The 15,514-nt window shown below is 67.0% G+C and carries 17 protein-coding genes and 1 tRNA gene; 9 read left to right on the plus strand and 9 right to left on the minus strand.

Annotated features, from left to right (window positions below):
- The first annotated feature begins 3 nt into the window (after window positions 1-3).
- From AC07PF_RS29275 to AC07PF_RS29300, 6 genes are read left to right on the plus strand one after another with little or no spacing between them, the layout of a single operon-like run.
- Complete coding sequence (locus tag AC07PF_RS29275; RefSeq protein WP_494609683.1) at window positions 4-909, plus strand: NAD(P)-dependent oxidoreductase; 906 nt, start codon at window positions 4-6, stop codon at window positions 907-909.
- Window positions 910-961: 52 nt separating this feature from the next.
- The gene (locus AC07PF_RS29280) at window positions 962-2,281 is read left to right on the plus strand and encodes an ABC transporter substrate-binding protein (RefSeq protein WP_145696003.1); all 1,320 of its coding nucleotides are present in this window, start codon (window positions 962-964) and stop codon (window positions 2,279-2,281) included.
- Between the two features lie 11 nt (window positions 2,282-2,292).
- Window positions 2,293-3,582, plus strand: a complete 1,290-nt coding sequence (locus AC07PF_RS29285; protein WP_494614249.1) for an ABC transporter substrate-binding protein — start codon at window positions 2,293-2,295, stop codon at window positions 3,580-3,582.
- Window positions 3,583-3,589: 7 nt separating this feature from the next.
- A complete protein-coding gene (locus AC07PF_RS29290; RefSeq protein ID WP_007856869.1) occupies window positions 3,590-4,519 on the plus strand; it encodes a branched-chain amino acid ABC transporter permease in 930 nt (309 codons plus the stop codon).
- Window positions 4,512-5,258 carry an SDR family NAD(P)-dependent oxidoreductase gene (locus tag AC07PF_RS29295; protein ID WP_494614250.1) on the plus strand — a complete coding sequence of 249 codons (747 nt, stop codon included), beginning with the start codon at window positions 4,512-4,514 and terminating at the stop codon, window positions 5,256-5,258. The genes AC07PF_RS29290 and AC07PF_RS29295 overlap by 8 nt, the downstream gene beginning before the upstream one ends.
- 3 nt (window positions 5,259-5,261) lie before the next feature.
- Window positions 5,262-6,095, plus strand: coding sequence for an SDR family NAD(P)-dependent oxidoreductase (locus tag AC07PF_RS29300; RefSeq protein WP_494614251.1), 834 nt, complete (start codon window positions 5,262-5,264; stop codon window positions 6,093-6,095).
- Here the strand turns inward: AC07PF_RS29300 and AC07PF_RS29305 are convergent.
- Together AC07PF_RS29305 and AC07PF_RS29310 are read right to left on the minus strand one after the other, a co-directional pair.
- A complete protein-coding gene (locus AC07PF_RS29305; protein WP_494614252.1) occupies window positions 6,079-7,461 on the minus strand; it encodes a heavy metal sensor histidine kinase in 1,383 nt (460 codons plus the stop codon). The two genes, AC07PF_RS29300 and AC07PF_RS29305, sit on opposite strands and share 17 nt — an antisense overlap.
- Window positions 7,458-8,147, minus strand: coding sequence for a heavy metal response regulator transcription factor (locus AC07PF_RS29310; RefSeq protein WP_494614253.1), 690 nt, complete (start codon window positions 8,145-8,147; stop codon window positions 7,458-7,460). The genes AC07PF_RS29305 and AC07PF_RS29310 overlap by 4 nt, the downstream gene beginning before the upstream one ends.
- A gap of 134 nt (window positions 8,148-8,281) precedes the next feature.
- On the opposite strand from AC07PF_RS29310, the gene AC07PF_RS29315 reads away from it, so the two are divergent.
- Entirely contained in the window at window positions 8,282-8,626 is a 345-nt protein-coding gene (locus tag AC07PF_RS29315) for a DUF4148 domain-containing protein (RefSeq protein WP_494614254.1), read from the plus strand.
- 311 nt (window positions 8,627-8,937) lie between these two features.
- Here the strand turns inward: AC07PF_RS29315 and AC07PF_RS29320 are convergent, their stop codons facing one another.
- Window positions 8,938-10,536 carry a methyl-accepting chemotaxis protein gene (locus tag AC07PF_RS29320; protein ID WP_494614255.1) on the minus strand — a complete coding sequence of 533 codons (1,599 nt, stop codon included), beginning with the start codon at window positions 10,534-10,536 and terminating at the stop codon, window positions 8,938-8,940.
- 246 nt (window positions 10,537-10,782) lie between these two features.
- Window positions 10,783-11,169 carry a hypothetical protein gene (locus AC07PF_RS29325; RefSeq protein WP_007862200.1) on the minus strand — a complete coding sequence of 129 codons (387 nt, stop codon included), beginning with the start codon at window positions 11,167-11,169 and terminating at the stop codon, window positions 10,783-10,785.
- A 203-nt stretch (window positions 11,170-11,372) separates the two neighbouring features.
- On the opposite strand from AC07PF_RS29325, the gene AC07PF_RS29330 reads away from it, so the two are divergent.
- On the plus strand, window positions 11,373-11,627 hold the full coding sequence (locus AC07PF_RS29330; protein ID WP_007862197.1) for a hypothetical protein: 255 nt from the start codon (window positions 11,373-11,375) through the stop codon (window positions 11,625-11,627).
- Between the two features lie 51 nt (window positions 11,628-11,678).
- A complete protein-coding gene (locus tag AC07PF_RS29335) occupies window positions 11,679-11,897 on the plus strand; it encodes a hypothetical protein (protein ID WP_494614256.1) in 219 nt (72 codons plus the stop codon).
- Here the strand turns inward: AC07PF_RS29335 and AC07PF_RS29340 are convergent.
- The 5 genes from AC07PF_RS29340 to tilS form a co-directional block, all read right to left on the minus strand.
- Window positions 11,891-12,496 carry a hypothetical protein gene (locus AC07PF_RS29340; protein WP_146187910.1) on the minus strand — a complete coding sequence of 202 codons (606 nt, stop codon included), beginning with the start codon at window positions 12,494-12,496 and terminating at the stop codon, window positions 11,891-11,893. The genes AC07PF_RS29335 and AC07PF_RS29340 overlap by 7 nt on opposite strands.
- A gap of 82 nt (window positions 12,497-12,578) precedes the next feature.
- Complete coding sequence (locus AC07PF_RS29345; RefSeq protein ID WP_157405931.1) at window positions 12,579-12,749, minus strand: hypothetical protein; 171 nt, start codon at window positions 12,747-12,749, stop codon at window positions 12,579-12,581.
- A gap of 205 nt (window positions 12,750-12,954) precedes the next feature.
- A tRNA-Ser gene (locus AC07PF_RS29350) sits at window positions 12,955-13,047 on the minus strand.
- Window positions 13,048-13,108: 61 nt separating this feature from the next.
- Entirely contained in the window at window positions 13,109-14,377 is a 1,269-nt protein-coding gene (locus tag AC07PF_RS29355) for an aspartate kinase (protein ID WP_035206523.1), read from the minus strand.
- Between the two features lie 146 nt (window positions 14,378-14,523).
- On the minus strand, window positions 14,524-15,495 hold the full coding sequence (gene tilS / locus AC07PF_RS29360) for a tRNA lysidine(34) synthetase TilS (RefSeq protein WP_494614257.1): 972 nt from the start codon (window positions 15,493-15,495) through the stop codon (window positions 14,524-14,526).
- Between the last annotated feature and the right edge of the window lie 19 nt (window positions 15,496-15,514).

The following is a 15,514-nucleotide window of genomic DNA, read 5'->3' on the forward strand; positions in this document are numbered from 1 at the left end:
CATATGACTACACCGAACATCGGCTTCATCGGCATCGGCATGATGGGCCACGGCATGGCGAAGAACCTGCTGTCCAAGGGCTACGCGCTGACCTTCAAGGCCAACCGCAACCGTGCCAACCTGGCGGACCTGCTGGAGGCCGGTGCCAAGGAAGCCACCAGCAATGCCGACTGCGCCCGCCGAAGCGACATCGTCTTCCTCTGCGTGACCGGCTCGCCCCAGGTCGAAGAGATCGTCTACGGCAAGGACGGCCTGCTGGAGGCGGCACGCGAAGGCCTCTTGGTGGTGGACACCTCCACCGCCGAGCCCGAGTCGAGCGCGCGCATCCGCGCCGACCTGGCGGCGCGCGGCGTGAAGCTCATCGACGCACCGCTGGCACGCACGCCCAAGGAGGCCGAGGAAGGCCGCCTGAACACCATGGTGGGCGCCGACGCCGAGGACTTCGCCACGCTGGAGCCAGTGCTCAAGGCCTTCTGCGAGAACATCTTCCACGTCGGCCCGCCCGGCCACGGCCATGTGCTCAAGCTCGTGAACAACATGATGGCCATGAGCTTCGCCGCCTGCATCGCCGAGGCCTTCGCGGTGGCGGCCAAGTCGGGGCTGGACCTGAACAAGCTCTACAGCGTGGTCACGGCCGGCGGCGTGAACTGCGGCATCTTCCAGATGATGACCAAGGAGACGCTGCAGAACGGCGACGTCACCGGCTTCAAGTTCGGCATCTCCAACGCCCGCAAGGACCTGCGCTACTACACCCACCTGGCCGAGATGCTGCCGGTGGCGAGCTTCATGGGCGAGGCCGCGCACCAGAGCTTCGTGCAGGCCGTGAACCTGGGCTTCGGCGACAAGCTGATCGCCTCGCTGTTCGAGGCCCAGGAGCAGGCCAACGCCGTGGCCATCGTTCCCCGCTGATTCGATCCCCGCAAGACACACAACAGGCACCCGCCACCCGAAGGAGACAACCATGAGCGATTCCAAGGACAGCATTTCATCGCGCCGCTCGCTGCTCAAGCAGTCGGCCCTGGCCCTCGCGGGGGCCGGTCTGTACGGCGCGGCCCCCTTCTACGGGCCATGGAAGCACCACCACGCCTGGGCGCAGACGGCGCAGAAGAAGCCGCTGGTCATCGGCCTGACGATGGACGCCTCGGGCCTGTACGCGGCCTCGGGCGGCGAGGAGCGGCTGGGCGCGATGATGGCCATCAAGGAGTTCAACGACCGGGGCGGCGTGCTGGGCCGGCGCATCGAGGCCATCCACATGGACACCGAAACCACGCCCGCCACGGGCTCGCGCATCGCCGAGCGCATGATCACGCGCAACGACGCGGCCTTCCTCATCGGCGCGGTGCACTCGGGCGTGTCCAACGCCATCTCGCAGGTGGCGCAGAAGTACGGCACGGTGTTCCTCAACACCAATTCGAGCTCGCCCACCGAGGCCGGCAAGGACTGCCACCGCACCAAGTTCGTGTGGGACGGCAACGGCACCAATTTCTCGAACGCCATCGTCAAGAACGCCATCAAGGCCAGCGGCCGCAACTGGGTGCTGCTGACCAACGACTACGTCTGGGGCCACAGCACGGCCAAGGCCACACGCGCCGCGGTGGAGGCCAACGGCGGGCGCATCATCGAAGAGCTGATGGTGCCGCAGAACACGCGCGACTTCTCGGCCTACCTGCTCAAGCTGCAGCAGCTCAAGCCCCAGGTGGTGGCCACCGCCGTGGGCGGCGACGACATCAAGGCGCTGCGCCAGCAGGTGGTGCAGCTGAAGATGAACACCAGCATGGCCTGGATCAACAACCAGCAGGACTGGCCCGACGTGTACGGCCTGGGGCCGGATGCGATCTTCGGCGTGTTCGGCACCACCTGGTACTACCGACTGAACCTGCCAGGCGTGCGCGAGTTCGTGGCTGCCTACCAGAAGCAGTTCCCGGGCATGGCCATCCGCGTGCCGGGCAACGTGTACCACAACGCCTACATGGCCACGCGCGAGCTGTTGCGCTGCGTGGAAGAGGCCGGCACCACCAACAACATCGCCATCATCAAGAAGCTCGAGGGCCGCAAGATGGCGGCTGCCGACCGGCTGCAGCACTTCGACGCCTGGATGGACCCGGTGACGCACCAGTGCCAGCAGACCATCTACATGGCCAGCTACAACGACCAGCCGGCCGAGAAGGACGACATCTTCAAGATCCTCTCGCAGATCGAACCCCAGGAGGTGGTGGACAAGGATGCGGCCGGCGCCTGCAAGCTCGAGAGCTACGAGGCCACACCCAGCTACGAGGCCTGAGTCCGCACGCCATGAGCAGCAGTAGCAGCATCACCCGGCGGCGGCTGGTCCGCGGCGCGGCAGCGGCCGTGCTCGGCGCCATGGGGCCGTGGCAGGCCCACCACGCCTGGGCCCAGGCGCGCGGCAAGAAGCCGCTCCTGCTCGGCCTGACCACCGACGACACCGGCCAGTACGGAGCCAGCGGGCAGGACGAGCAGCGCGGCATCCTGATGGCGGTGCACGAGGCCAACGAGCGCGGCGGCGTGCTGGGCCGCCGCATCGAGACGGTGCATGCCGACACCGGCGGCGACGCCGCGAAGGCCGCGGCCGTGGCCCGCCACATGGTCGCGCAACAGGAGTGCGCCTTCCTCATCGGTGCCGTGCATTCCGGTGCTGCCAGCGCGATCTCGACCGTGGCCCAGCAGCACGGCTGCATCTACTTCAACACCAATTCGAGTTCGCCCACCGAGGCCGGCAAGGACTGCCACCGCACCAAGTTCGTCTGGGACGGCAACGGCACCAACTTCTCCACCTCCATCGTGCGCGGCGCCATGACCGGCTTTGGCCGCGAGTGGGCGCTGATCACCAGCGACTATGCCTGGGGCCACAACACCGCCAAGGGCATCCGCGCCATCGTCGAAGGCAACGGCGGCACCATCGTGCAAGAGCTGGTCGTGCCCCAGAACACGCGTGATTTCTCGGCCCAGCTGGAGCGCATCCGCCAGGTCAAGCCCGGCGTGATCGCGACTGCCGTGGGCGGCGACGATGTCAAGGCCCTGCGCGAGCAGGTTCGCAGCGCCCGCATGGACCGCGCCTTCGGCTGGATCAACAACCAGCAGGACTGGCCCGACGTGTACAGCGCGGGGCCCGAGGCGCTGTTCGGCATCTTCGGCACCACCTGGTACTGGGGCATGCGCCTGGCCGGCATCGCCGACTTCAACGCCCGCTACGAGAAGGCCAACCCCGGCTACCGCATCCGCAAGCCGGGCAATGTCTTCTACAACGGCTACATGGCCACGCGCGAGCTGCTGCGGTCCATCGAGCGGGTGGGCGGCACGAACAACATCCGGCTCATCAAGGAGCTGGAGGCGCTGCGCATCCCCGCGGCGCAGCGCATGCAGCACTACGACGCCTGGATGAACCCCGCAACGCACCAGCTGCAGCAGACCATCTACATGGCCGCCTACAACACCCAGCCGCGCGAACCGGACGACACCTTCCGCATCCTGGGCCAGCAGCGGCCCGAGGAAGTGCAAGACCGCGACAGCCTGCGCACCTGCCAACTCGAGTCGTACGCAGCGACTCCCACCTACGAACCCTAGGACCTCCATGGACTGGCTTTTTCAATTGCTGCCGCACCTGGTCAACGGCATCTCGCTGGGGCTGCTGTTCGCGCTGATCGCGCTGGGCTTCATGCTCATCGTCGGGGTCATGGAGACCATCAACCTGGCGCACGGCTCGCTGTTCGCTTTGGGCATGTACGTGGCGCTGTTCTTCGTTTCGCCCCAGCTGGGCTGGTTCCCGGGCCTGCAGGCCTGGTACATGGCCCTGCCGATCGAGACGCGCTACCTGGTGGCGCTGCTGCTGGCGCCGGTGTTCGTGGGCCTGTTCGGCATGCTGCTGGAGCTGTGCATGCGCCGCACCTACGGGCGCGACCCGCTGTATGGGCTGCTGCTGACCTTTGGCGCGGCGCTGGTGATCGAGGAGACCATCCGCCTGGTGTGGGGCTCCAACGAGAAGCAGTTGGCCCTGCCCGCCGCGATCTCGGGCGCCTTCCTGCTCGGCGACCTGATCTACTCGAAGTACCGCTTCTTCGCCAGCGGCTTCGCGGTGCTGATGATCCTGGCGCTGTGGCTGTTTCTGGAGCGCACGCCCTACGGCGCCATCATCAAGGCCGGCGCGCACGACAGCGAGATGGTGCGCGCGCTGGGCATCAACCTCAAGCGCCTGCGGCTCCTGGTGTTCGGCATCGGCGTGGGCCTGGCGGCGATTGCCGGGGTGGTGATGGCGCCCATCTGGGGCATCCGCCCGCACGTCGGGGTGGACGCGGTGGTGCCCGCCTTCCTGATCATCGTGCTGGGCGGCGTGGGCTCGCTCTGGGGGGCCGTGATCGCCGGCCTCATGGTGGGCATGGTCGTGGGGCTGACCGGGGCGTATGCTTCGGAGTGGTCGCTGATGTCCATGTACCTGTTGTTCATTGCCGTGGTGACCTTCCGCTCCCGTGGCCTGTTCGGAAAGAAGAGTGTGCTGGATGTCTGAACCCCTGAAAGACAAGGTGGCCATCGTCACCGGTGCCGCGGGCACCATGGGCCTGGCGGCCGTGAAGGTGCTGCTCGAAGACGGCTGCAAGGTGGCCCTGGTGGACGTGAACGAGAAACGCACGGCCGAGCTGGCCACCGCGCTGGGCCCGCGCGCCCTGCCCTTCGCCTTCGACATCAGCGATGCGGCCGCCGTGCAGGCCGGCCATGCCGCCATCGAACGCGCGCTGGGGCCGGTGGACATCCTGCTCAACAACGCTGGCGTGCTCTCCAACAACAAGGCCGAGGCCACCAGCCCCGCCGAGTGGCGCCATGTGCTGGGCGCCAACCTCGATGGCGCCTTCTACCTGGCGCAGTGCGTGGTGCCCGCCATGAAGGCGCAGCGCTTCGGCCGCATCATCAACACCTGCTCGCTGGCCGCCAAGACCGGCGGGCTCACGGCGGGCACGGCGTACTCGGTGTCGAAGGGGGCCATGACCTCGCTGACGTTTTCACTCGCGCGCGAGCTGGCGTCCTTCGGCGTCACGGCCAACGGCATTTCTCCCGCCTACGTGAAGACGCCCATGATCACCGAGCAGCTCGACGAGGAGCAACGCCAGAAGCTGCTGCGCGACATCCCCGTGGGGCGCTTTTGCGAGCCCGAGGAGTTCGCCCACGTGGTGCGCTTCCTCGCATCGCCGCTGGCCGGCTTCATCACCGGGGAGATCGTCGATCTCAACGGTGGCCTGCTGATGGACTGACGCATGGCAGCCAACGACACGGCGGACCAGGGCATCACGCCGCGCATCGCCTTCACGCAAGAGCTTTCGGGCCTGTTCGACCTGGCCGGCAAGGTGGCCTATGTGCCGGGCGGCTACGGCGGCATCGGCGAGGCCATCGCCTGGGCGCTGGCCCTGGCCGGTGCGAAGGTGGCCATCTCGGGCCGCGATGCCGCGCGCGCGCAGGCACTGGCCAGCGAGCTGCAGGCCGCAGGCCACCAGGCCCTGGGCCTGGCCATGGACGCGCACTCCGTGCAGGACATCCGCGAGAGCGTGGACGCCGTGGCCACGCACTTCGGGCGGCTGGACATCCTCGCCAACTGCGTGGGCATGCAGCGCGAGGAATCGCTGCTGGAAGTCACCGAGGAGGCCTTCGACGAGGTGATGCAGGTGAACCTCAAGTCCGCCATGTTCCTCGCCCAGGCCACGGCGCGCCATCAGATCGCGGGCGGCCAGGGTGGCAGCCAGGTGCATCTGCTGTCGGTGCGCGCGCAACTGGGGCTGCGCGGCCGGGGCTATTCGGCCTACTGCGCGAGCAAGGGTGCCCTCACCCTGCTGATACGCCAGCATGCGAGCGAACTGGCGCCGCACGCCATCACGGTCAACGGCATCGCCCCCACCGTGGTGCGCACCGAGATGGCCCGCCACTGGCTGGAGAACCCCGAAACCCGCGCCCAGGTGCTGGGCCGCATCCCCCTGGGCCGCGTGGCCGACCCCAAGGACGTGGCCGGCGCGGCCGTGTTCTTCACCAGCCCCGCGGCCTCGTTCGTCACCGGGCAGGTGCTGTACATCGATGGGGGCATTACGGCGAGCCAGTGACACACGCCAACGGCAGCACCATCCCGATGCGCGTGAGGCCCCCCACCGACGTGGCCAGCGTGCGCCCACCATGCATGCGCGCGATCGCGTCGGTGATGGCCAGGCCCAGGCCATGGTTGGCCTGGCTGTGGCTGCGCGCAGGGTCGGCGCGGTAGAAGCGGTCGAACAGGCGCGCCAGCACCTCGGGCTCGACCCTGGGCCCCAGGTTCTCCACCACCAGTTCCACTGCGCCATCGGGCAAGCGCGCTATGCAGACGCGCACCATGCTGCCGTGCAGCGCGTAGCGCGTGGCATTGCCGATCAGGTTGGACAGGGCGCGGTGCAGCAGCGGCACGTCGAAGTCGCCCGCGGCATCGCCCACGACCTGCAGCGCGAGCCCCGCCTCCTGCAGCGCCGCCTCGTGGTAGTCGGCCACCTGCGCGGCGACGGCCGCGAGGCTGGCCACCGGCGCGCGGCGCGCGCGTGCGCCCCGGTCGGCCTGCGACAGGAACAGCATGTCGCTCACGATGCCGGTGAGGCGCTGCAGCTCCTCGAGGTTGGAGGACAGCACCTCGGCCACCTCACCCGCCTCGCTCGCCTCCCGGCCGCCCCGCCCCAGCGAGCGCAGCGCCAGCTCGTTGTTGGCCAGCAGCGTGGCCAGTGGCGTGCACAGCTCGTGCGCCACATCGGCGTTGAAGCCTTCCATCTGGGCATAGGCCTTCTCCAGCCGGCCCAGCAGCGCGTTGAACTGCCCGACCAGCGGCTGCAGCTCGGCCGGCTGGCCGGTGCCGTCGAGCCGCTGGTGCAGCGTACGGGCCGAGAGCTCCCGCGTCTGCGCCGCCATCTGGCGCACGGGCGCCAGGCCCAGGTGCACCAGCACGAAGCCGCCGAGGGACACCACCACGGTGCCGGCCAGCGCTGCCAGCGCGAGCGTGATGGCCAGGCGGTGCAGCAGTGCCTGGTCGGGCTGCACGTCGATGCGCAGCAACACCTGCAGCGGGGCCCCGGCTGCGCGCGCCACCTCGAAGCGCAGCTCGCGCGAGGCGGCGAACGGGGCCGCGCCGGGCGCGGTGGGGTACATCCGCTGTCCATCGGCGGTGGTGACCTGCAGGCGGAAGTTCTCGTGCCCGGCCAGAAAATCGTCGAGCGCATGGCGGCCCTGGGCCGTGGCACCGGGGTGCCCTTCTTCGCCGGCCAGCAGGTGCCGCAGGATGCCCTCTTTCTGCCGCAGCGCATCGTCCTGCCGCGCCCCGAAGCCCGCCGCCGTGACCAGGTAGACCACCAGGCACACGGCGCCCAGCCCGGCCAGGCTCTGCACCGCCAGCCACCACGACAGCCGGCTGCGCAGCGAGCGCGGCGGCAGCAGCACCAGCGCGCCATGCGTCATGGCGCGCGCGCCTCCAGCACATAGCCCATGCCGCGGATGGTGTGCAGCAGCGGTGCCGGGAACGGCACGTCCATCTTGCTGCGCAGCCTGCGCACGGCCACCTCGACCACGTTGGTCTCGCTGTCGAAGTTCATGTCCCAGACCTGCGAGGCGATCTCGGTGCGCGACAGCACCTCGCCCTGGCGCCGCATAAACAGCGTGAGCAGGAGGAACTCCTGCGCTGTCAGGTCCAGCCGCTGGCCGGCACGCGTGGCCTTGCGGCGCAGCAGGTCGAGCTCCAGGTCGGCCAGTTGCAGCAGGGCCTGGGCCTGGGCCGCTGGCACGCCGGCCGGGCCGCGCCGCGTGATGGCCTCGATGCGCGCCACCAGCTCCGAGAACGCGAAGGGCTTGACCAGGTAGTCGTCCGCCCCGGTCTGCAGGCCGCGCACGCGGTCGTCCACGCCGACGCGGGCGGTCAGCATGAGCACGGGGGTCTGGCGCGTCTTGCGCAGCGCGGCCAGCAGGCTCAGGCCGTCGATGCCCGGGAGCATCACATCCAGCACCAGCACCGCATGGTCGCCCTCCAGCGCCAGGTGCAGGCCATCGACGCCATCGTGCGCGACGTCGACCACATGGCCCGCCTCGGTGAGCCCCTTGCGCAGGTACTGCGCGAGCTTGACCTCGTCCTCGATGAGCAGAATTTTCATGCCCGGATTGTCGAAGAACCGGGCCCGGGCGCAGATTACAAATTCGTCATCTGCGCGTGGGGGTTTGGACGGTGGCGGCTTCCTACAGTGAGGCCATCCATCCACCCAAGCAACCCACCGAAAGGACCCAACCCATGACCATGACCACCGCACGCAACGCCCTCTTCCTGTCGCTGGCCGCACTGGCCATCACCGCCCCCGTTCAGGCCTCGGCCGTGTACCACGCTGCCGGCGGCGAGATCGGCTACACCCAGCACCCCGACCACCAGCCGGCCAGCAGCCGCCAGCGCAGCGAAGTGCTCGGCGAGATCGAGGCCGCGCGCCAGGACGGCACCTTGGTCCTGCTCTCGCGCGGCATCGCACTGCCCGAACCCAGGACGGCCCCAGCCAAGACCCGGGAGCAGGTGCAGGGCGAGTTCCTGGGCATGGACGATGCCGAGAAGCGCCGCCTGCAGGAGATGCATGGCGCGGGCGGTTGATCCAGGGCCCGCACGCCGCACCAGATCCCCGCAATGGTGCGCGCAACGTGGGTGAAGATCTGGATGCTGTAGGCCTGGCTGGGGTGCGCGACGTCGCCGGTGATGCCATCCCAGCAGTCGGTGATGGCCACGCCATTGCGGATGTCCACGTACAGGTACTTCTGGTAGGCGCATGTCTGGCGCAGCAGCTCGGCTGCCGCGGCCAGCGTGCAGATGGCCACGACCCGCCTCACCTTGGCGGGCAGGGCGACAGGGTCTGCAGGGTCGGTGCCGCCCAGGCCGAACAGCACGGCCCCGGCATCGCACCGATGTCAGTGCAGCAGCAGTTGCGGCTGCTGCCCGCTGCCGTCGATCTTGAACACCGAGACCGACTTCACCAGGTCGTCGGCCTGGGTGCGCAGGCTGGATGCAGCGGCCGCCATCTCTTCCACCAGCGCCGCATTCTGCTGCGTGGCCTGGTCCATCAGCGTGACGGCCTCGCCGACCTGCGACACGCCCGAGCTCTGCTCCGAGCTCGCGGCGCTGATCTCGCCCATGAGGCGCGTCACGCTGCCGATACTGGCCACCACCTCGCCCATGGTGGTGCCGGCCTTGTCCACCAGGGCCGTGCCATGCTCCACGCGGCCCACGCTCTCGGTGATGAGCTGCTTGATCTCCTTGGCCGCCTGGGCGCTGCGCTGGGCCAGGGTGCGCACCTCGCCGGCCACCACCGCAAAGCCGCGCCCCTGGTCGCCCGCGCGGGCGGCCTCCACGGCGGCATTCAGCGCCAGGATGTTGGTCTGGAAGGCGATGCCGTCGATCACGCTGATGATGTCGTTGATCTTGCGGCTCGAATCGTTGATGCCCTTCATGGTCTCCACCACCTGGGCCACCACCTCGCCGCCCTGCTGCGCGATGGTGGAGGCCGAATGCGCCAGCTTGTTGGCGTTGACGGCGTTGTCCGCGTTCTGCCGGACGGTGGAGCCCAGCTCCTCCATCGAGGCGGCCGTCTGCTGCAGGGCGCTGGCCTGCTGCTCGGTGCGGGTGGACAGGTTCTGGTTGCCCTGGGCGATCTCCGAACTGGCGGTAGACACGCTCATCGACCCCTCGCGCACACCGGCCACCAGGCCCGAGAGGCTCTGGCGCATGTCCTCCATGGCGGCGACGAGCGAGGCGATCTCGTCATTACCCCGGGCCACCAGCGGACGCGCCAGGTTGCCCTGGGCAAACTCCTGGGTCGCGGCGCCGGCCTCACCCAGTGGCCCGATGATGGAGCGCGTGGTGAGGTAGCCGAGCACCACCGCAAAGAGGACCACGGCCACGCTCAGCACGATGAGCTGCATGCGCAGGGATTCGAACTGGCGCATCGAGCGCTCGATGGCCTGCTGGCTGATCTTGTCGGTCTCTGCCAGGAAGGCGTCGAGGTTGCCCACCAGCCGGGTCAGCAGCGGCCGGCATTCGGCATTGATTTTCTTGATCGCCGTGTCCTTCTCGCCCACACTCGCCAGGCGGGTGATCTCCAGGGCGATGGGGCCATAGGCCGCCTCGGTTTCCTTGATCTGGGCCAGCAGCTTTTGCAGCGGCTCGGCCGCCTCGGGCGGCGCCTTCTTCAAGGCCTCCTCCAGGTTCTTGAGCCCCTTGCCCACGGCCTCATGGGCCGTGCCGATCAGCTTGATCTCTGCAACCTCATCGGGCTTGGAACTGGCGATCACCAGGTTGCGCGCCGACACGGCCCTGGCATTGGCAGCATCGAGCACGCTGTTGCCCAGGCCCTTGATCACCTCCAGGTGGTTGACCTGGACCTCCAGGTTCTGCTGGGTGAGCGACTGCCCGCGTATGCCCATGATCGCCACCAGGACAAGGGCGAATGCGAGGACGGCGTAGCCGATGGCCAGGCGCGTCTTGATGGTCAGACTTTGCAGGAAATTCATCGCGAGGTTCTCCCTGTGTTGGGCGCGCATGCGCGCAATCCGCCGGCCAACGCCGGTCTGCAGCGTGATTTGCCCCAGACCCTTCCTTGCCAGCCAACCTTCACTGGCCGTCTGCACCAATCATTTTTTATGGATTTTTGGCCCCGCGCAGACTTGGGGGAGATCCTTCAACACCGATACCTTGCGCCTCCTGCAGCCGACTGGCAAGCATTTTCTTGTCAACCTGGCACACAACACCCGCGTGGTTCACGCCCTGCGCGCAGCGCCGGAGGCCGCAATCCGCGGGTACGCCACCACCAGCGCCCCCACAAGCATGGCCGTCCCGTTCGCATACACCCACAGCTCCCCCTCGAACAGGAGCGCGGTGAAAACGGTGATCCCGAAGACGATGGCCACGATGGTGAAAAGCGCCATCGCCACCTGCCGGCGGTGCGAAGGCGCCATCGCCACCCCGGCCAGCACGAACACCGCACCCAGCATCGCGCCGGACCCCAGCTCGATGAGCAGCGTGCCAAGCATGCCGTGGCCCATCTGCCAGGCACTGATGAACTTTGTCAGGCGCTGCGCCACAAACGCGGCCGCGAAGGCGGCTGGCAACAGGCAGATCCAGCGCATGAACTTGCTTTTCAACATTCCCTCTTTGTCCTTGTTGGTATCGGCACCGCCGGCGGGATTTCCTGGTTGGCAGGATTCGGGCCCCTGGGAAATGTACCCATTTGTCGGCAGGCCGGGGCACAGGCCTGTCGGTCCCGCCGGTGCGCCCCATCCCCCGAATCGGTGATGGTCAGACGCCCCAGCGGTAGCGACAATGAAGCGCGTTCAAAAAGGGGGAAACCATGCGTTGGATCGTGGTGGCCATCTGTTTCGTTCCAGCCATTGCCTTTGCGGCGATGGACATGCCACGGGCTTCCGTGGCCTTGGTCGGCGTGCTGAACCTGGCCTACCTGCTTGCATTGAGCAGCGGTGTAGGCTGGCTGGTCCAGCAGGTCGCCCAGACCTCGGGGCGCTTCACCCCGAAAGCCGAAGCCGTCCTCAGCGGCTCCTGCGCCCTCATCCTGGGGCCGCTGCTCTGGTTCATGCTGCTCCGGTAGATTCCCGGCTTCCTGGGCACCAGGCAGGTAATCTGCCAGACAGGATGCGCCTTGACTGCTGTCAACGCGCTACAGAAACACCAACACCCCATCCAGGCCAAACAACAAAAAAACCCCAAGCAGATCAACTGCGTGGGGTTTCCTTTTTTTGGCGTAAACGGAGGGATTCGGACCCTAACCCGGCATATTCCAGCACATCCCAGCAAACCGCCCAAAGGCGGTTTTATGAACTACATGCCGTTGACCGGCAACTTCAATGTGCTCTATTGAGCCGAGTACGTCATGGAAGGAACCGGCCGCTTGCTTGGGCGAGTCACGTCCCAGTCTTTTTTGTAGTCGCGGTAACTGGAAATCTCAGCCACCTTCCAATTTGAGCCAAACTTTTCAAGCACATATTTGTACATTTCACCCTCGTCGCGGCGCTTACGATCAAAGCTGTCCGGCACTTCGTCCGGAGCAAGTTGCGTGTTGTTCTTTATGTTCACCAGCACGACTGCGCGCGACTCAGTTTCTGTTTTGACTTCTTTGATGGTCCTCTCGAATGTCTCTCTTCGCCAAGGAGTGCGGCTCTCCTTGTTGATTTCCTCGCTCACCAGCAGATCTTCCAATTCCCGTTTCTTTTTCTCGGCTGGAGAAGATTGGCGCTGGGTGTGGTCGGCGTGACTGATATTGATGTACCAGTCGCGCATCGCCCAATAGGACTTGATGGCGCGATCTGGTGTGCTGGTGTCTGCGGCAGGAGCGGGCAACTTTGCAGTGAGGTCCTCCCCCTCCTTCTGCAAACACCCCGCAACCAACACCGCCACAAGTGCACCCATCAAAATTCGCATATCTCCTCCTCGGTTAAAAAAGGCATGGTAGCCGCTCACGGCTTCGAGGGCTCGGCTCAAACTCTCGGATGGTGAGCAGGACCGATTCCCCATTCACCTGCAGGTTGTCATGCAGATCCTGTCATTCCTTGTCCAACAACCCCAGCTTGCCCATGTCGGGAGTGGTCGCCAGGGTTGACGCGGGCGCCCAGGCTGCGGCGGGGACTTCGGCCTTCACGGCGTGCAGGGCGGCGCGCTGCACATCGTCCTTCAGCGTGGACCACTGCGTCTTGTCTTGCGCAGGGCCTTGCACTGCAAGTCAACCTGCACGGGCGTGCCGTCGAGGCGCTTGAACTCCACAGGCATGTGAAGGATGGCACCCGGCCCTCAGCGAGGCATGCAGCTGTGAACACCTCGATCGCAGGGCCTGCTGCCCCCGATATTGGCGCGGGCCCACTCACTTCCCGGCCGCACAAACAAAAAACCCCTAAGCAATAAATCACTTAGGGGTTCATGTTTGGCGGAAACGGAGGGATTCGAACCCTCGATGAGGCTCTACACCCCATACTCCCTTAGCAGGGGAGCACCTTCGGCCACTCGGTCACGTTTCCAATCCAGCTATTATGCCCCATTTTTGGGGCACTTCAGCCGAGTTGGGGGCTGATGGGTCGATCAGGCGACCGGCTGGTCCAGCTCGAAGGCCTTGTGCAGCGCGCGCACGGCCAGCTCGACGTACTTTTCGTCGATCACGACCGAGGTCTTGATTTCCGAGGTGGAGATCATCTGGATGTTGATGCCCTCTTCGCTCAGTACGCGGAACATCTTGCTGGCCACGCCGACGTGGCTGCGCATGCCGATGCCGACGATGGAGACCTTGCAGATCTTGGCGTCGCCCACGACTTCCTGCGCGCCCAGCTCGGGCACGACCTTTTCCTTGAGCAGCTCGACCGTGCGGGCATAGTCGCCGCGGTTCACGGTGAAGCTGAAGTCGGTCTTGCCGTCCTTGCTCAGGTTCTGGATGATCACGTCGACTTCGATGTTGGCATCGGCCACGGCGCCCAGGATCTGGTAGGCGATGCCTGGCTTGTCGGGCACGCCCAGCACGGAGATCTTGGCCTCGTCGCGGTTGAATGCGATGCCGGATACAACGGCTTGTTCCATTTTTTCGTCTTCCTCAAAAGTGATCAGCGTGCCGGACTTGGCTTCTTCGTTGATGTCGATGTCCCAGGGCGTGAAGCTCGACAGCACGCGCATGGGCACCTTGTACTTGCCTGCGAACTCCACGGAGCGGATCTGCAGGACCTTGCTGCCCAGGCTGGCCATTTCGAGCATTTCCTCGAAGCTGACGGTGTGCAGGCGGCGCGCTTCGGGCACGACGCGGGGGTCGGTGGTGTACACGCCGTCCACGTCGGTGTAGATCAGGCATTCATCGGCCTTCATCGCGGCGGCCACGGCCACGGCGGAGGTGTCCGATCCCCCACGGCCGAGCGTGGTGATGTTGCCTTCGTCGTCGATGCCCTGGAAACCCGTGACGATCACCACCTTGCCGTTGGCCAGGTCGGCGCGCACGCGCTGGTCGTCGATGGACTCGATGCGCGCCTTGGTGTAGCTGCTGTCGGTGCGGATCGGCACCTGCCAGCCAGCGTAGCTCACCGAGCCCATGCCTTCGGTCTGCAGCGCAATCGCCAGCAGGGCCGAGGAGGCCTGCTCGCCGGTGGAGGCCAGCATGTCCAGCTCGCGGTTGTACGCCTCGGTGGCGCGCGGGGGTGCGAGTTCCTTGGCCAGGGCGAGCAGGCGGTTGGTTTCGCCACTCATGGCGCTGGGCACGACCACCAGTTGGTGGCCTGCGCGGGCCCACTTGGCCACGCGCTTGGCGACGTTGCGGATGCGCTCTGGGGAGCCCATCGACGTGCCGCCGTATTTGTGAACGATCAATGCCATTGGATTTCTGGGGTGACGAAACACTTGCCACGGCGCCGGTTGGACACTGTTTTGGCGCGCCGCTGTTTTTCGTGCAGATGGGAAAGCAGGGCCTGGTCCCAGTCCTGTTTTGAAACCACGGGCGGGTTTCATCCAGAAGACACGGATCAGTCCCCAGGGACCAAAACCTGGGGATTGTACCAATCGAGCCCGGTGCCCGAGCGCACCACGAAGCCCGCCCCCACCTTGATGCGGATGCGGTGGCCGCGCGTGGTGCAGGCGCGCACCTGGTCCAGCAGCTCGGCCAGTTGCGCAGCACTGGGCGTGGTGCGGTGCACGCTGCGCAGCCAGTGGCGCAGCACATTGGCCTGGCGCGCACGCCCCAGGCCCTGCAGCGCGGCCAGTTGCGGGGGCACGCCCACCTGGGCCAAGTCGGCCACGGCCACTTCGTCGAGCAATTCGCTGGCCTGCGCCGCGTTGGCGGCCGAACGGGCAAAGGTATCGCGAAACGCAGGGAACGCAGCCTCAAGCACGGGCAGGATCTGCGCGCGGATGCGGTTGCGGGTGTAGTGCTCGTCCGCGTTGGTGGGGTCCTCCACCCAGCGCTCACCCTGCGCCTGCAGCCAGTCGCGCACGGCCTGGCCGGGTACCTGCAGCAGCGGGCGGTGCCAGGGCAGACCGGCACGCTGCCACCGCGCGGGCATGGAGGCCAGCCCGGCCACGCCGGCCCCGCGCGACAGGGCCAGCAGCAGCGTCTCCACCTGGTCGTCGGCATGCTGGGCGAGTGCGACGGATGCCGCGCCCTGCACGGCCGGTGCCTGCAGCAGGGCGTTGTCGATGGCAGCATAGCGGCCCTGCCGCGCGGCATCTTCCGGGCTCTGGCCCGGCTCGGGCCGGGCATCGATGCGCTGCACGACCAGCGGCACCTGCAGGCGGGTGCACAGCGCTGCGCAGTGCTGCTCAAAGCCATCGGCCGCCGCCTGCAGCCCATGGTGCACGTGGATGGCGCGCACCTGCCCCGGCCAGCGCCGCGCGCAGGCCAGCAGCAGGGCGGTGGAATCGGCTCCGCCGCTCAGGCCCACGGCCAGGGGCAGCGCAGGCGCAAAGGCGGTGATGGCGGCCTCGAACGTTTGGGTCATGCCCAGGCCCCGGGTGCCC

The organism is Acidovorax sp. GW821-FHT10A04 (assembly GCF_059415825.1).

Excerpts from the sequence above, each read along its gene's own strand:
- AC07PF_RS29285 (WP_494614249.1), top strand. The coding sequence starts at position 2,293 with ATGAGCAGCAGTAGCAGCATCACCCGGCGGCGGCTGGTCCGCGGCGCG.
- AC07PF_RS29315 (WP_494614254.1), top strand. The coding sequence starts at position 8,282 with ATGACCATGACCACCGCACGCAACGCCCTCTTCCTGTCGCTGGCCGCA.
- AC07PF_RS29295 (WP_494614250.1), top strand. The coding sequence starts at position 4,512 with ATGTCTGAACCCCTGAAAGACAAGGTGGCCATCGTCACCGGTGCCGCG.
- AC07PF_RS29310 (WP_494614253.1), bottom strand. The coding sequence starts at position 8,147 with ATGAAAATTCTGCTCATCGAGGACGAGGTCAAGCTCGCGCAGTACCTG.
- AC07PF_RS29325 (WP_007862200.1), bottom strand. The coding sequence starts at position 11,169 with ATGTTGAAAAGCAAGTTCATGCGCTGGATCTGCCTGTTGCCAGCCGCC.
- AC07PF_RS29290 (WP_007856869.1), top strand. The coding sequence starts at position 3,590 with ATGGACTGGCTTTTTCAATTGCTGCCGCACCTGGTCAACGGCATCTCG.
- AC07PF_RS29305 (WP_494614252.1), bottom strand. The coding sequence starts at position 7,461 with ATGACGCATGGCGCGCTGGTGCTGCTGCCGCCGCGCTCGCTGCGCAGC.
- AC07PF_RS29275 (WP_494609683.1), top strand. The coding sequence starts at position 4 with ATGACTACACCGAACATCGGCTTCATCGGCATCGGCATGATGGGCCAC.
- AC07PF_RS29280 (WP_145696003.1), top strand. The coding sequence starts at position 962 with ATGAGCGATTCCAAGGACAGCATTTCATCGCGCCGCTCGCTGCTCAAG.
- AC07PF_RS29320 (WP_494614255.1), bottom strand. The coding sequence starts at position 10,536 with ATGAATTTCCTGCAAAGTCTGACCATCAAGACGCGCCTGGCCATCGGC.
- AC07PF_RS29355 (WP_035206523.1), bottom strand. The coding sequence starts at position 14,377 with ATGGCATTGATCGTTCACAAATACGGCGGCACGTCGATGGGCTCCCCA.
- AC07PF_RS29330 (WP_007862197.1), top strand. The coding sequence starts at position 11,373 with ATGCGTTGGATCGTGGTGGCCATCTGTTTCGTTCCAGCCATTGCCTTT.
- AC07PF_RS29300 (WP_494614251.1), top strand. The coding sequence starts at position 5,262 with ATGGCAGCCAACGACACGGCGGACCAGGGCATCACGCCGCGCATCGCC.
- tilS (WP_494614257.1), bottom strand. The coding sequence starts at position 15,495 with ATGACCCAAACGTTCGAGGCCGCCATCACCGCCTTTGCGCCTGCGCTG.